The organism is Lysinibacillus sp. OL1 (assembly GCF_004332175.1).
Taxonomy (GTDB): domain Bacteria; phylum Bacillota; class Bacilli; order Bacillales_A; family Planococcaceae; genus Lysinibacillus; species Lysinibacillus capsici.
Genome location: NZ_SJDS01000004.1, coordinates 238,770 through 253,553, shown reverse-complemented (window position 1 = coordinate 253,553; position 14,784 = coordinate 238,770). Strand labels below are relative to the sequence as shown.

Below are 14,784 nucleotides of genomic sequence, written 5' to 3'. Positions count from 1 at the left end.
AGTCTTGTTAACTATCTTTACCTCATTTTTTTCTTTCTGATCATTCAGCTTATCATTACTGCATTTTAATCGTATAATGGAAGGACAGTCTTTTTTTCCTTTTTACATTTAACAATGTTAACTATAGCCATACATGATGAAAGGAGTGAGGTTATGGCATTGTCTATATCGCAATTAGCTAAGGAGCATCAAGCATTTGTGCTGACAAAATTAAAAGAAGCTGAACAAGGGTTACATCCTTCCTCTACCGAAGATGAGGAACTAGTGCGCCGTGCTGTCTTTTCAGTAAGAAATAAATCCATTGTTTTTGAACGATTTAATGGAGCAAGTTCTATATTATATGCAAGTGTTCAAGATGTCAGACCCGCTTCTGTTGAAATTGATTTTTCAAAGGAAGAGCTACATTGTAGCTGTCCTCAAGCAAAATGGTGTCGACATCAAGTAGGTGCTTTACTCGCTCTCTACCAATATTTTGACTCGGTTCAAAATTGGTCGAGTGCTTGGCGTGCACAAAAATCAGTTCAATTAAAATCTTTAGCAGATGAACGCAGCCCGCAAAGCTGGTCGATGATGGTGGATGAGGTGATGAAACGATTATTACCACCTGGGCGCATACTAGAAGGCTATGGGCTTTCCGCTGTAAGAACCGATGCTTTGGAGCGTCTTCGTCGACATATGCCCTTTGAGCGTGAATGGCAACCTCTTTATAAGCTCTATATGGAGCTAGCCATTTTTAATTCGATATGGCGGCATTTAAATGAAACACCTGGACATTCGTTAGATTCACCTTATATGAAATATTTTATCGAGCAAAGCACACAATCTTTTGAGAGCATTCTTACAGAGCTTTCTAATCGATCACGACTATTTGCGACAGATCCATTTTATGATGCCATCCAAGAGCTAGTAAGAGAATTTTTATTAGAAAGACAAGGGCTTTTCGCGAATCGCCTTCGTCTATACATGCTACTATGGGCAGTGCTTTTTTATGAGAAGCCTCGACGTGAACAGGAATTGGCATTTATAAATAATCTTGTTCACTCTTCAGCAGAAATTTCTCTACAATCACTAAAATTATTATTTTATGTGCTATTACAGAAAGAGGATTTATTGCTTGAAAGTTTGGCACAGATTGATTTACCACAAATGCAGGATTTGTTTGAACTAGCTACTTTTGCTCAGCGTGCCGGAGAGTTCTATTCATTAGCAGTCATTTTACGAGCAATCTTACCTTTGACTGAAGTATTTCTACAGGAGGTCGTTCCAGTCGTTCAGCGTGCCCAATACGTAAGGCAATTTCAACTTTTATTTGACGAGATTCAGCTTTCGGAGGAAGAGGAAGCAATGCTGTATAGTGCCTTTGGTGTGTATGGACTACAGCCGTTCTCAAGTTTTTTAATTAAAAAAGGTCGCTATCGGGAATGGGCAGCTCTACATCAACTAAACCCATCATCCCTCTCCTACTTAGAAATGTGTGGATTAAAGGATGTATTACAGGTTGAACCTGCAACTGTTTTACCTTTATATCATGTCTATGCAATGGCTGAAATTGCGCAAAAATCACGCTTAAATTATAAACAGGCTGTGCGTATTTGGAAAAGTATGCGTAGTGCTGCAAAGCGAGCTGGTAAAGCAGCTTATTTTGAAACATATATGCAAACCATTCGTGCAGAATATAAACGACTGCGTGCGTTACAAGAAGAAATTGAGAAAGGAAACTTAGTATGATGACAATAAATGCTCCTTCCCCTTTTTCCAAAACACAACAGCTCCGTATTGAAGTAGCTCGGGAAGGATATTTTACGTTGCAGGGTTTTACTGCAAATGGTACAACAATCGATGTTGATACATTAATTTCTTCGCTATTCTTTACTTATGAGGCAAATGTTTATGGATTATTAACAAATCGAGCTGATTTTACAATTGAAGTTTCTACAGCTGAGTTACTCGATATTTTTTCAACAAGCTTCCAGCACCCTTTCATCAATTGGAGTGGTGCAAATGAAGAAAGTATAGAATGGTTAAAAAAAGTTTACGCATTACAAGCATACTGGCAAGAGCCATCACTTTGGTCACATGCTGTGATTGCAGATGATTTTTCATCATTAACTTTCCCTATTGATCATGTAGATTCAGCATTATTGGAAACAGCTGTACAGCAGAAGCTTTCACAGGTTGGGCTAATACTAGCTGATTTACCAAAGTTACTTCCCTTTTTCCTACGTGGAGGCTGGCCATTGGATCAAGCTCGTCAAGCTGGAGCCGTTTCCGTTTCTTTACGGTTAAGTGAGCCAGAAGAAGATGCCGATGTATGGTTATTAGAAACTGTCCTAAGCACTGCTACAACAAAAAACTACTGGACACCTGCTATTCGTAAACAATCCTTACCTATAGAAGAAGCACTACCTACAAAGTGGCGAATGTTTGCAACTGAAATTACGCAGCAACAACAGCAAATTGTAGAACTTCTATCCACCGATACAATCAATAGTGATATCTTTATTCGTGCGACACTGGAAGATTTAGAAGTTCGCTCTTTTTTACGTGAGGATCTTGCTAGATTGCAGGCACTTGGTTTTGATGTTGTACTGCCAGCATGGCTAAAGGATTTAAAACAATCCAAAATTCGAGTACGCGTTACAACTAGCAATGTTTCTACAAGGAAGGTAGCAGGTTTAGATGATATTTTAACGTTTAAATGGCAGTTTTCTATGAACGGACAAACGATTTCAGCTGAGCAATTTAAAAAACTTGTGGATGAGAAACGTGAATTTATTCGTATTGGCACTGAATGGTTCCGAGTAGATGCTAATTGGATGCAAGAAATGCGTGAATTGATGCAACAGGCAGAAGATGAAAGTTGGACTGTTCGAGAATTATTATTTAGGGAGTTACCAGAAGACCTGTCTGCCCCTCTTGAGGAAGAAGATGCAGATGATGCACTGAGAGATGATCCAATCTTTGCATTGGAAATACAACAATCATTAAAATCATACATGGAGCAACTTTTGGAGAAGAAAGGCTTGCCTGCCGTCTCGATTCCATTGTCCCTACAAACCGAATTACGCCCTTATCAATTAGAGGGCTTTGAATGGTTAGTCTTTATGCGCCAACAAGGTTTCGGTGCATGTCTAGCTGATGATATGGGCCTTGGAAAAACGGTTCAATTGATTACCTATTTGCTTCATATTTATGAGTCATCAACTTACACAAAGCCATCCATCATTATTTGTCCCACTTCAGTACTTGGGAACTGGCAAAAAGAACTTGCTCGATTTGCCCCGTCCCTGATTGTGCATACACATTATCAAGCAAATCGAGCAAAGGATGAAGAGTTTAAAAAGCTAGTGACTGCAGAAAGGCCACATGTCATTTTATCAACCTATGGTACTGTGTCACAGGATACTGAATTTTTACAGGATATCGAATGGGCAACGGTAGTACTTGATGAAGCACAAAACATAAAAAATATGCAAACTTTACAATCGAAAGCCATTCGTAAATTGCTAGGTGACCATCACATTGCTCTTACTGGGACACCTGTAGAAAATCGTTTATCTGAGTTATGGGCTATTTTTGATTTCATTCATAAGGGCTATCTAGGTAGCTTTGGTCGCTTTAATGAAGAATTTATTTTGCCTATTGAACGAGACGAATCAGAGTCGCATAAGCAGAAGCTTCGAGCTAAAATTCAGCCATTCTTATTGCGTCGTACAAAGCGAGATCCACATTTACAGCTGAACTTACCAGATAAGCTAGAATCGAATGAATATTGTCCATTAACAACAGAGCAAGCTTCACTCTATGAGGGCTATATTTTAGAGACGCTTGATCAGCTGGAGCAGTTAACAGGCTTTCAAAAAAAGGGTCGCGTCTTAAAGATGCTCAGTAAATTAAAGCAACTATGTAATCATCCTGCCTTATATTTAAAGGAACCTTTCGAGGATGCCGAAACAATGCTTGCGCGTTCGACTAAACTAGAGCGCATTGTACAAATGGCAGCTGAGATTGTGGACAATGGAGAGCAATGCCTCATCTTTACACAATATATTGGAATGGGACAATTGCTACAACATTGCTTTAGTGAAATATATAATGTAGATGCACCGTTTTTAACTGGTGCCATGCCTAAGCAGCAGCGAGACCGCTTAGTAGAGGCTTTCCAGGCAGGAGATTTTCCTATATTTATCCTTTCTTTGAAAGCTGGTGGAACAGGACTTAATTTAACAGCAGCTAATCATGTTTTACATGCAGATCGCTGGTGGAATCCTGCTGTTGAAAACCAAGCGACAGATCGAGCATATCGAATAGGACAGACACAATTTGTGCAGGTCCATAAGTTTGTGACAATTGGCACGATCGAGGAAAAAATTGATAAGATGCTGGTGCAGAAATCTGCATTATCTGAGGAGCTTATTCAATCAAGCCAATGGTTGACCGAGTTAGAAGATCAAGAACTCCGCGATTTAATAACATTAGATCTATAATAAATGAGATGCGCCAAGAGCAAATAGTTCTTGGCGCTCTTTTAGTGGAACTTGCTACTTCTTTTCCCTACTTACTTCATTATTCGTATTTAGTTGTGTTGAAAATTTCATTGCTGTGCGGTCTTCAGCAATTTTTATTAGGGTTACACATCACTCCTTTCTGTTTGTTACGGTGCAAGAAATATAAGGAGAATGGCGGATCAGACAATGAATGTTCTCTTGCCCCGTATGTAAACTATACTTGCTAAGGTAAAACAAAATCCTTTAAGTGTTCCTGTTCATTCGGTGGCTGCGGCGGTACCGTAACTGCTTCGTCACTATCTCTTTGTTTAAGTTGATAAAATCTAACATCTTCAACCACTATCTCTGTCATAAAAATCTTAGTGCTTTCCTCATTTACAAATGACCTTGTTTGAATACGGCCAGTGGCACCGACTAATGAACCTTTACCGCAATATTTAACGATATTCTCTGCAAGCCTTCCCCAAGCTGTACAGAAAACAAAATCTGTATCTACTTCTCCTTGATTGTTCTTAAAATTACGATTAATGGCTAGTGAGAAATGAGTTTGCACACGATTTCCAGATAAGTAACGTAACACCGGATCTTTTGTAAACCTTCCAACCAATCCGACTTGATTCATTCATTCACCTCCTTTGCTTTTGATTGCTCTCATCTTACAAAATGATTCCAGCATTCGCAAAAATCAGTATTGTTAATTTCCTTCAGTTTTTGTGCATAAATTGGGTAAATTGGCATTTTTATTTTTCTATTTTTTATTCATTTTTTAGCTGAATGCTTTAGGCTGTAATGGCAAATGCTATTTCATGAAATCTGCAATTTCGCAGTTTTTGAAAAACCGTCACAGGTGCGCATCACAAACAACTGCTGCCTCATGTGTTATACTAAAAGAATGACAGACTTAGGAGGAATATACATATTGAAAACTTTTAAAATGCTTTCCTTTGACCTTGTCACGAAAGATGGCGTGCAACCATTCCCTTTAATCGATGGCATCATTATTAATCAGGAAAATAGCCATCAATCTTGGGTACTTGAATTGTTTATGGAAAAACAATATCGCTCAACCTTTGATGAGCTCTTAGCGAATGCTACCGTCTTCAATGTACGTGCAGTTATTTCATTTCCAGATAATGAACCCGCTCCTTTTCAGGTAATCGTACATACGGTTGAAGAAATCGGTGATCATGTTTCAGTCCTATTAAAAGGTACGCTTAAAATTAAACGATCAAAATATGCAGAACAATTACTTTCCGAGCTACTTGCTGAGGGTGTTTCTTTAGAGGATTTACTGGATCGCTTTACACAAGATATGAAAAAGCGGCCCAAATTAAAAAATGACTAGCGATGCGAATTTTTGCATCGTTTTTTTGTTGGACAACTGTTATGTTTACTGGACAATACAATTAAAGATGCTGGGTTACATTTGGTTATTGCTATGAGAGGGAGGCCTTTAAGGCTGTTGGAGATGTTCGTTTTGTCATTATAGGAGTATAGGAATTTTCTCAGGGCCATGCTTGATTAGTGATTAGTTACCCTTCATGAGTATTCTGCTTCTGGCATTTCCCGCTTCCATGGGTATAAAAAAGAGTGTTTTCCGCAGAGGAAACACTCTTTTTATGTTATCGGTTATTCATACCATCACGGTATTTTTCAGTGTTGTTTACTTTATCGTCGACAACATCATTATTATTGTTACCGTTCATGTTGTCATTACGTTCAACACCATTTACACCGTTTGCATTTGGTGTGTTGTCATAGCCGTTTGTGCTGTTGATATCGGCATTTGAACCAGGTGTTGTTGCTTCAGGTAATGTTGTATTATCGTTAACAGTACCTCGATCTACACCATTCCCATTTACATTATTGCGATCGTATGCATCGTCACGATTATTCGGATCTAATGCGTCCTCGACATCGTCGACTCCTCGACGTACGTCATTCTCGACTTCTCGAACAGGGTGATCTTCTACTGCATTATTTCCCCAGTTACAACCTCCAAGGAATGCAGTTGCAAGAATGATGGTTAAAAATGACATTTTCCACATAGTAAAAAACCTCCTTTCTTGGGTACTATGTCATCAAATACATCTACTGTATTTGTGATCCTACATAGATTGCCCGAGAAAGGAGGGAACTATCCGATTTTTGTACAAACTATTTTTGTTTTTCTTTTAATAACTGTTCAATATATGCTGCCTCTGCTTTACAGTCGTAGCTATAGTTTGTGCCTAGCTCTTTTTGCAATGCCTCGATTGTTTCGACTTGCTGTGCTGTTGGTTCTTCATTTAAAATTTTGGCAATAACCTCATCGATTTTTTGTGCCATTTCTTCATGAAACTGTGCACTCATCAATGTATCAGCAGGGATTTTTTCGATCCATGCGGCATTCTCCTGAAAATAAGTCTGCCAGCTTGCAATGAAGTCTTCCATGGAAAAGCGCTCTTCATCCCAACCAATACTTGCTAAGTATGTTTCAAAAGATGTTGAAATCGAACGAGTAATGCTAATTTTAATACCTGAAGACAATTCCTTATACATCTTAATAATCCTCCTACGTTTGTAAAACCTAAAAATTACATCTATTTCAATTCACAATCGCTTATTTACCATCGCAATTTAAGAACCTACTAATCAATTTTTGACTTGACTTTATCTATTTTATATCTTTTGGTCTACAAATGCAAATTAAGCTTGTTTAGGCTGTTCAGGCCCAATTGCAAATAGAATATCGGCTTCACATACAAGTTCTCCATCTACAGTTGCTACACCATGACCTTTCCCCATTGCACCACGAAGTTTTACAAATTCTACTTCCAATTTAAGTTGGTCGCCAGGTACAACTTGACGCTTGAAACGACAATTATCAACACCCGTTAAAAACGCTAAACGACCCTTAAATTCTTCAGCATTTAATAAAGCCACTCCACCTACTTGAGCTAAAGCTTCCACAATTAATACACCTGGCATAACTGGATAACCTGGGAAGTGCCCATTAAAAAAATCTTCGTTAATTGAAACGTTTTTTAATCCTACTGCACGTTTCCCGTCTTCTAATTCAATGATGCGATCTACGAATAAAAAAGGATAGCGGTGTGGTAAAATTGCTTGAATTTGTTCTGCTGTTAACATGTCATTTCCCCCTCAAAAATTAAGTATGTATACACAAAGTAAGGTAAAGAATAATGTTATTCTTTACCATTCATAATATCAAATATATGCTGCCATGTTTCTCGTTTAAAAATATCCATAGCATCGCCTTCTCCAATAACGCTAAAGCCAAACATTGCGCCTAATGCTGCGGCAACAACGACTAAAATGAGAACAATTACAATGCGTAACCAAATCGGAATCAGTCGGATTTGCACCCATCGAACCTCGCGTTGCTCTCCAGTAGAGCGGCGTTCTTTCTTTTCTGGTTGCGGTTGCGTATCGGTTTCTTGTGTCGGCACAGAACGTCGACGTGAATCGTTTGTCATAGATTGTACTCCTCTTCATTCCTTACTATGCGTTTTTGGATAACTTCCTATCGAATGCCATTAATTAGTCCAAGCATTTGATCTGCTAATGTCACCGCTCTTGCGTTGAATTGATAAGAACGTTGTGTTTGAATGAGTTCTGTCATTTCTTTTGAGAGGTTAACATTGGACATTTCTAGTGTACCACTTTGCATGCCAATTTGCTGACGGTTGGCTCCCACAAGCTCTGTCAAAACTTCTGCCTGCGTATAGCCAAGTTCAGCTAAATTATTTGGTAATTCCATATAAGAACCAGCAACATGTTCCATTAATTGCGTTTTTTGGAATTCTGTTACAGCTAAATCCGTACGAATAATATCCCCATTTGGATAAGATGCTTCTAATACGCCACCATCTCGAACAGCAAACTTTTGAACCGTGTCTGGTAATGTAATAGCTTGTCCTGCAGCGTTCGCTACTGGATAACCCTCTGCTGTTACAAGCATAGCTGTTCCATTATTCAATGGAGATAAATAAAAGTCACCTTGTCGAGTATACACTGTTTTAGTCCCATTTTCACCATCTGGCATCAAAATATTGAAATATTGTTTTGCTTTTGTGAAAGCTAAGTCTAAATCACGATTAGTTGTTTGTAATGAACCTTGCTTTTCATTGGATTTAATTTGCCCAACCATTGCACCAGATCCATAGCGAATACCAACAGGTGTTTGACGTTCTGCTCGATCCTGCTTATCATTATTAAATTGCTGATAAAGTAATTCATTAAAGGATGCTTCTTTTGTTTTATAGCCCGTTGTATTACTGTTAGCAATGTTATTACTAATTGTATCCAGTTTGTTTTGCAATTGCCCCATTGTGTTTGTAGCTGTAATCATTGTACGTAGCATTGATAAAAGCCTCCTGTTCGCCCATTAAATTTTTCCGATTTCATTCACAGCCTTTTCCATGCTACGATCATAAGCTTGTAATACTTTTTGATTTGCTTCAAATGCACGGTAGGCCGTCATTAAATCTGTCATGGTGCGACTAGAATCTACGTTTGACCCTTCTAAAAAGTTTTGGCGTAGTGTAAAGGAAACTCCATTCGCTCCATAAGCTGTTGGCAAGTTCTCACCATTTTCTGTACGAATAAGACCATTATCTTGTTTTTGTAGCATGTTCGGGTTTGCGGCAAATGATACACCAACACGAGCCACTTGCTGATTATTTACAAAGATAGCGCCACTTTCATCTAATCGGAAATCATCATTTGGTAGCTGGATACGTTGCCCAGCATCATTTAGTACATATAATCCTTGACCGTTAACTAAATAGCCTTGCCCATCTAACGTGAAATTACCATTACGTGTGTAAGCCTCACCACCAGCAGGATGTTCTAGTCGGAAGAAAATTGAACCCATAACCCCATCTTCATTTTGTGGTAAGTTTCCATTAATCAATGCCATATCTGTTGTAAAATCAGTGTTATAGATTTGGCCTTGTATGTAATTTGGCAATGTTTCTTGTAAATATGTCCCTGTATTTAAAGCTCCTACTTGACTCATATATTCAGCGCCAGCTTGTTGGTGAGCAGGATCATTTGTTTTTCCAATGCTAGACATTAGCATATCTGGAAATGAGCGAATCGTAGATTGATCTGCCTTAAATCCTGGTGTATTTGCATTTGCTAAATTATTGGTAAGTAATTCTGTTCTTCTTTGTTGCGTGATCATACCTGTTGCAACTGTATAAAATCCTTTAAACAAAGAAATCACCTCATTTTATTTTTATAAGGATGCTGGCACACGATCAATATTTTCAAGCATGATACCTGTACCAATGGCTACACAATCCATAGGTCTCTCTGCAATGAAAACAGGTACCTTTAACTCTTCTATTAATAGCTGGTCCATTCCATGTAACAATGCCCCGCCACCAGTTATAATCACTCCACGATCAATGATATCGGCTGATAGTTCAGGTGGTGTTTTTTCTAAGACATTTTTAGCTGACTGGACTATCATGGCTACTGATTCATGTAGTGCACGTTCAATTTCTTCAGACTCAATTGTAATTGTACGTGGTAAACCTGTTACCATATCACGGCCACGAATATCCATTGTATCATTGCGACTACCTTTGAAAACTGTACCTATTGTCATTTTGATTGCCTCTGCAGTACGTTCACCAATCAGCAATTTATATTCTTTTTTAATATATTGCAAAATATCGTTATCAAACACATCGCCTGCTACTTTAATGGATTCACTTGTTACGATATCACCCATTGATAAAACTGCGATATCTGTTGTTCCGCCCCCGATATCGACTACCATATTTCCACTTGGTTGGAAGATATCCATTCCAGCACCTATTGCTGCTACTTTTGGCTCTTCCTCTAAATATACCTTTTTACCGCCGGATTTTTCAGCAGCTTCACGAATTGCCTTTTGTTCAACACTCGTAATATTCGTTGGACAACAAATTAATATGCGTGGCTTCGCCAAAAATCCTTTTACGTTTAATTTATTGATGAAATGTCTTAACATCGCCTCTGTCACATCAAAATCTGCAATGACTCCGTCTCTTAGTGGACGAATAGCTGTGATATTACCTGGCGTTCTCCCTACCATTTGGCGGGCTTCTTCCCCTACCGCTAATACTTTATTTGTCTTTTTATCGATCGCCACAACAGATGGTTCATTGAGGACAATCCCTTTTCCTTTAACGTGGATTAATACGTTCGCAGTCCCTAAGTCAATGCCAATATCTTTCGAAAACATTTTATAATTTCTCCTTCCCGCCAGTTCCAACTACATAACGTTCATTTTATCTCTTTATCTAGAATATTTTATCATATTCTATTGGTAATTTCACCTAAATTTAGTGAATAAGACTGTTTTCTTTTTAGGCAGTGAACGGCTATAATATAGAATTACTATTCCTTAGAAAATCACCACTTATGCTTGTCCAACACAACAAAAAAGAACGAATCATTCTTGACTCGCTCTTTCTTTCCACTTGTTTTTCGTTGCTTCTCCTCCGCGAATATGACGTACGGCCTTATGGTAGGCGAGTATTTCTTTCACTTGGTCAGCTAATCCTTCATGAATTGTTGGTAATCGCTCTGTTAAATCCTTGTGCACCGTACTTTTTGAATAACCAGTCATTTTCGCGAGGACACGCACAGTCTCACGCGTCTCAATCAGTAATTCACCGAGGCGTATGCAGCGCTTCCGAATGTGCTCATGCACGTTCTTCGTCCTTTCCACACAATTTCACAAAATGCTTTGGCAATCAGATGCACATTTGCGCATTTCTTCACCTTATGTGAGGACAAAGCTATTCAGAACACGTTTTGCATTTTCTTGATAAAATGCTGACTTTTTATGCGTTACTAGCTTTTCTCATTAAAAAGCTAGTAATTTTTTCGGATTGATATATTTTCCGTTTTCAAGAATTTCGAAATGCATGTGGACGCCAGCCGCTTGATTCCACTCGTTGTCTGTCGCTTTTCCTAATGCTTGACCTTGTGTAACCTCATCGCCTTCTTTAACAGCGATATCCTTCACAGAGCTATAATGTGTCTGCATACCATTTGGATGCTCGATCACGATCTTATTGCCTGTAAATGCGTCTAGTTTTACCTCTAGTACTTTACCACTCATAGCAGCTAGTACTTCAAACTCTTCACCATTCATAGCAATAGAGATTCCAGAAGATGTAGTAAATGTTTGATTAAATACCATTAGTGCATTTTCACGAGACTCTTCATTTGCCTCTAACTCGTAAAATTCTTGTAAGACTTGTACTTTACTAAAATTCTCTTCTTTGAATGGATACTTCATGTTTTCAGTTCGTGCATTAGTTTCCACTACAGGACCTGGATCTACTTCAGCTAAATCTGGTAAAGGAGCCTCTTCTACTTTTGATACGAGACTATTGTAACCAAATAACAATCCTGCTAGAACAAGTGCACCACCTGTGTAAACTACTGGCCAAAACCACGGTTTCTTTTGTAATTGGCCATTTTCCTTTTGATTTGGATCTTGGTTTTGAGAAGCTTTATTATTTTTATCCTCTCTCATTTTCATCACCTCTAGTTGCAGTGTGAACAACTAGAAGTTATTTTAAACATGCATCTATTTTTTTTATTTCAATATCTTGATAATAATAGTGTAAAATTTCGGCAGCTGTTTTCCCTTCATTTGCCATTGCCTCAGCTCCATACTGACTCATGCCCACTCCATGCCCATAGCCTTGGGTTTTCACTTGAACCTTTCTTTTATTGGCATTAAAGATGATTGTGAAATCAGTTGATGGAATACCAAGGAGCGTTCTTACCTCTCTCCCTGTCCAGACGTTATTCCCTAGCTGTAAACGTTCTACTCGCCCAGAATCATTATAAAATAACTGGATACGGTTAAAATCACTAGGTTGCCATTGTATAGGCCAGAGCTTATTCCATTGAGATAATGTCCATTCTTGCTCAGCCTCAAACTTAGGAGATGTTTGATCAGATATACTTGTAACACTTTGCAAATATGGAATATCATTTCCACCATATCCATAAGCACTTTCTGTTTTACCATTGCTTGTTGAATGAAACATGGCTGTAATCAATTCATTATTATAAAGAATAACTTGTCCTTTTGTTTCATTGATAGCTTCGACAATTTTCTTTTCATTTCCCAGGAAATTGCTAGCCCAATTCGCCTTTCTTTGTTCTTCATCATAGAAGACTTGCTTTGCCACAGTTGGAGCGATCGCAATTTTACCGTAATTTGTCGTTTTCAACGCATATGTGCGGGCTGCAATAGCTTGTGCCTTCAGTGCCTCTTTTTTAAAAGAAACGGGCATTTCTGCAGCAACTACCCCTGTAATATACGTTTCCAAAGGGATTTTTTCTTCTTGCCCCTCCACTTCTATAAATATTTCACAAGCATTCTTATCACTAGCTTGAGGTATGATAGCCTCTTGTCTTTCACTGAACCCTACTATAGGAAGCATATATAATGCCCCAATCAAGCAAATGACACCTATACTAATCATCCATTTTTTCATAAGAAATAATATGCTAGATTTCTTGTAGTTATGAGAAAACAAAAACCCTCTGCACAAAAAGCAAAGGGTTTTACAATCTATTTAGTTTGTAGGCAATTCAACTGTTACATCTTCAATTGTCACTACTTCTTCTGTTATACGTTCAATATTAGCACCAAGAGATGCTAATTTTCCATGGAAATCAACATAACCACGATCTAAATGATGAAGTTTTGTGACACGTGTCATTCCTTCTGATACAAGACCCGCTAAAATTAATGCAGCCGCAGCTCGTAAATCCGTTGCCATTACCTCAGCTCCCTGAAGATCCACAGGCCCCTCGATAAACACAGAACGTCCCTCTATTTTAGCACCAGCATTCATGCGACGGAACTCCTCAACATGCATAAAACGGTTTTCGAATACCGTTTCTGTAATAATACTCGTACCTTCAGCAGTAAGCATTAACGCCATCATTTGTGATTGCATATCTGTTGGGAAACCAGGATGTGGCATTGTTTTGATATCAACTGCTTTTAGTGTTTGAGGAACTCGTACACGGATTCCTTCATCCAACTCAGTAATTTCTACGCCCATCTCACGCATTTTAGCTATTAAAGCAGTCATATGCTCAGGAACTGCGTTTTCAATCACCACATCTCCTCTCGTAATAGCTGCTGCTACCATAAATGTACCAGCTTCAATACGGTCAGGAATTATATGATGCTCTACACCATATAATGTATCGACTCCTTCGATACGAATCGTATTTGTACCCGCACCGATTACACGGCCACCCATACTATTAATAAAGTTTGCAAGATCCACGATTTCAGGCTCTTTCGCGGCATTTTCAATTACAGTTGTCCCCTCAGCTAAAGATGCCGCTGTCATAATATTCTCAGTTGCCCCAACACTTGGGAAATCCAAATACACATTAGCCCCTTTTAAGCGACCCTCTGTCTTCGCCTCAACATAGCCATGGCCAAATGAAATTTTTGCACCCATTGCTTCAAAGCCTTTTAAGTGTAATTCAATCGGACGTGATCCAATTGCACAGCCTCCAGGAAGTGCTACACGAGCATAGCCATTACGAGCAAGTAGAGATCCCATTACTAAAATAGATGCACGCATTTTACTAACAAATTCAAATTGAGCTTCACTTGAAAGTTCTTTTGTTGCATCTATATATACGGCATTATCTTCAGGTATATATGTAACTGCTGCGTTTAAACTTTTAAGTACTTCATTTATTGTAAAGACGTCTGCTAAATTAGGGACTTCTTTAATTACATTTTCTCCTTTTGAAGCAAGTAAAGCTGCTGCAAGGATTGGTAACACTGCATTTTTTGCGCCCTCTACACGTACTTTTCCCTGTAGTTTTTGGCCGCCAGTCACTATTATTTTATCCACCCTATGTCCCTCCGAATTCAATCTATTAACCTACCAAATTTTTATTTTAATAAAGAAGTATAATGTCATAATCAGTAAACAAACAACTCTATAGTACAACTTTTCTAACGCTCGTTCAAGCGTCCAAATCACTATTTTAAGCCATTATTAGATTTTTTGCTATTTATTTATTGTACGCTGCTAAATTTTTTTTGTGAATGACCAATAACCCGTTCGCTTCTAATACATACCCAAAGATATATGAATAAAAAACAACTTTTCACTTTTTTCTATAAAAAATGAAGTGGAAGGTACCTATTATCGTACATTTATCAATGGGTATCTTGATAGCTAATAGCGTAAAATTCATAAGAATTTAATGT

Annotated in this window: 15 protein-coding genes; 3 read left to right on the top strand and 12 right to left on the bottom strand. The window is 38.3% G+C overall.

Annotation, left to right across the window (positions count from 1 at the left end):
* Window positions 1–153: 153 nt before the first annotated feature.
* Together EW028_RS10360 and EW028_RS10355 are read left to right on the top strand one after the other, a co-directional pair.
* Window positions 154–1,728 (top strand): hypothetical protein, encoded by a 1,575-nt coding sequence (locus EW028_RS10360; protein WP_131520805.1) that lies wholly within the window; start codon window positions 154–156, stop codon window positions 1,726–1,728.
* Window positions 1,725–4,487, top strand: a complete 2,763-nt coding sequence (locus EW028_RS10355; protein WP_131520804.1) for a DEAD/DEAH box helicase — start codon at window positions 1,725–1,727, stop codon at window positions 4,485–4,487. Before EW028_RS10360 ends, EW028_RS10355 begins: the two co-directional genes overlap by 4 nt.
* Window positions 4,488–4,731: 244 nt before the next feature.
* Here EW028_RS10355 and EW028_RS10350 read toward each other — a convergent pair whose 3' ends face one another.
* Window positions 4,732–5,130, bottom strand: a complete 399-nt coding sequence (locus EW028_RS10350; protein ID WP_131520803.1) for a single-stranded DNA-binding protein — start codon at window positions 5,128–5,130, stop codon at window positions 4,732–4,734.
* Between the two features lie 297 nt (window positions 5,131–5,427).
* Here EW028_RS10350 and EW028_RS10345 point away from each other — a divergent pair, with 297 nt between their 5' ends.
* Complete coding sequence (locus EW028_RS10345) at window positions 5,428–5,853, top strand: YwpF family protein (protein WP_131520802.1); 426 nt, start codon at window positions 5,428–5,430, stop codon at window positions 5,851–5,853.
* Between the two features lie 277 nt (window positions 5,854–6,130).
* On the opposite strand, the gene EW028_RS10340 is transcribed toward EW028_RS10345, so the two are convergent.
* From EW028_RS10340 to murA, 11 genes are all read right to left on the bottom strand, one after another.
* Window positions 6,131–6,556 carry a hypothetical protein gene (locus tag EW028_RS10340; RefSeq protein WP_048395642.1) on the bottom strand — a complete coding sequence of 142 codons (426 nt, stop codon included), beginning with the start codon at window positions 6,554–6,556 and terminating at the stop codon, window positions 6,131–6,133.
* Window positions 6,557–6,665: 109 nt separating this feature from the next.
* Entirely contained in the window at window positions 6,666–7,049 is a 384-nt protein-coding gene (locus tag EW028_RS10335) for a hypothetical protein (RefSeq protein WP_004269491.1), read from the bottom strand.
* 147 nt (window positions 7,050–7,196) lie between these two features.
* A complete protein-coding gene (fabZ, locus tag EW028_RS10330; protein WP_131520801.1) occupies window positions 7,197–7,640 on the bottom strand; it encodes a 3-hydroxyacyl-ACP dehydratase FabZ in 444 nt (147 codons plus the stop codon).
* Between the two features lie 56 nt (window positions 7,641–7,696).
* Window positions 7,697–7,987 (bottom strand): DNA-directed RNA polymerase subunit beta, encoded by a 291-nt coding sequence (locus EW028_RS10325; RefSeq protein WP_131520800.1) that lies wholly within the window; start codon window positions 7,985–7,987, stop codon window positions 7,697–7,699.
* 47 nt (window positions 7,988–8,034) lie between these two features.
* On the bottom strand, window positions 8,035–8,874 hold the full coding sequence (locus tag EW028_RS10320) for a flagellar hook-basal body protein (protein ID WP_131520799.1): 840 nt from the start codon (window positions 8,872–8,874) through the stop codon (window positions 8,035–8,037).
* Window positions 8,875–8,898: 24 nt separating this feature from the next.
* Window positions 8,899–9,732 carry a flagellar hook-basal body protein gene (locus EW028_RS10315; protein WP_131520798.1) on the bottom strand — a complete coding sequence of 278 codons (834 nt, stop codon included), beginning with the start codon at window positions 9,730–9,732 and terminating at the stop codon, window positions 8,899–8,901.
* A gap of 21 nt (window positions 9,733–9,753) precedes the next feature.
* Window positions 9,754–10,749 (bottom strand): rod shape-determining protein, encoded by a 996-nt coding sequence (gene mreB / locus EW028_RS10310; protein WP_004269486.1) that lies wholly within the window; start codon window positions 10,747–10,749, stop codon window positions 9,754–9,756.
* Between the two features lie 210 nt (window positions 10,750–10,959).
* Window positions 10,960–11,220 (bottom strand): sporulation transcriptional regulator SpoIIID, encoded by a 261-nt coding sequence (locus EW028_RS10305; protein ID WP_004269485.1) that lies wholly within the window; start codon window positions 11,218–11,220, stop codon window positions 10,960–10,962.
* A 156-nt stretch (window positions 11,221–11,376) separates the two neighbouring features.
* On the bottom strand, window positions 11,377–12,054 hold the full coding sequence (locus EW028_RS10300) for a M23 family metallopeptidase (protein ID WP_048395635.1): 678 nt from the start codon (window positions 12,052–12,054) through the stop codon (window positions 11,377–11,379).
* Window positions 12,055–12,091: 37 nt separating this feature from the next.
* On the bottom strand, window positions 12,092–13,030 hold the full coding sequence (gene spoIID / locus EW028_RS10295) for a stage II sporulation protein D (RefSeq protein WP_131520797.1): 939 nt from the start codon (window positions 13,028–13,030) through the stop codon (window positions 12,092–12,094).
* An 81-nt stretch (window positions 13,031–13,111) separates the two neighbouring features.
* On the bottom strand, window positions 13,112–14,422 hold the full coding sequence (gene murA, locus EW028_RS10290) for a UDP-N-acetylglucosamine 1-carboxyvinyltransferase (RefSeq protein ID WP_036076091.1): 1,311 nt from the start codon (window positions 14,420–14,422) through the stop codon (window positions 13,112–13,114).
* Window positions 14,423–14,784: the final 362 nt, after the last annotated feature.

Bases quoted from the DNA above. Each gene is read 5' to 3' on its own strand.
- EW028_RS10325 (WP_131520800.1), bottom strand. From the start codon at position 7,987: ATGACAAACGATTCACGTCGACGTTCTGTGCCGACACAAGAAACCGAT.
- EW028_RS10335 (WP_004269491.1), bottom strand. From the start codon at position 7,049: ATGTATAAGGAATTGTCTTCAGGTATTAAAATTAGCATTACTCGTTCG.
- EW028_RS10340 (WP_048395642.1), bottom strand. From the start codon at position 6,556: ATGTGGAAAATGTCATTTTTAACCATCATTCTTGCAACTGCATTCCTT.
- EW028_RS10360 (WP_131520805.1), top strand. From the start codon at position 154: ATGGCATTGTCTATATCGCAATTAGCTAAGGAGCATCAAGCATTTGTG.
- spoIID (WP_131520797.1), bottom strand. From the start codon at position 13,030: ATGAAAAAATGGATGATTAGTATAGGTGTCATTTGCTTGATTGGGGCA.
- fabZ (WP_131520801.1), bottom strand. From the start codon at position 7,640: ATGTTAACAGCAGAACAAATTCAAGCAATTTTACCACACCGCTATCCT.
- EW028_RS10300 (WP_048395635.1), bottom strand. From the start codon at position 12,054: ATGAGAGAGGATAAAAATAATAAAGCTTCTCAAAACCAAGATCCAAAT.
- EW028_RS10350 (WP_131520803.1), bottom strand. From the start codon at position 5,130: ATGAATCAAGTCGGATTGGTTGGAAGGTTTACAAAAGATCCGGTGTTA.
- EW028_RS10355 (WP_131520804.1), top strand. From the start codon at position 1,725: ATGATGACAATAAATGCTCCTTCCCCTTTTTCCAAAACACAACAGCTC.
- mreB (WP_004269486.1), bottom strand. From the start codon at position 10,749: ATGTTTTCGAAAGATATTGGCATTGACTTAGGGACTGCGAACGTATTA.
- EW028_RS10320 (WP_131520799.1), bottom strand. From the start codon at position 8,874: ATGCTACGTACAATGATTACAGCTACAAACACAATGGGGCAATTGCAA.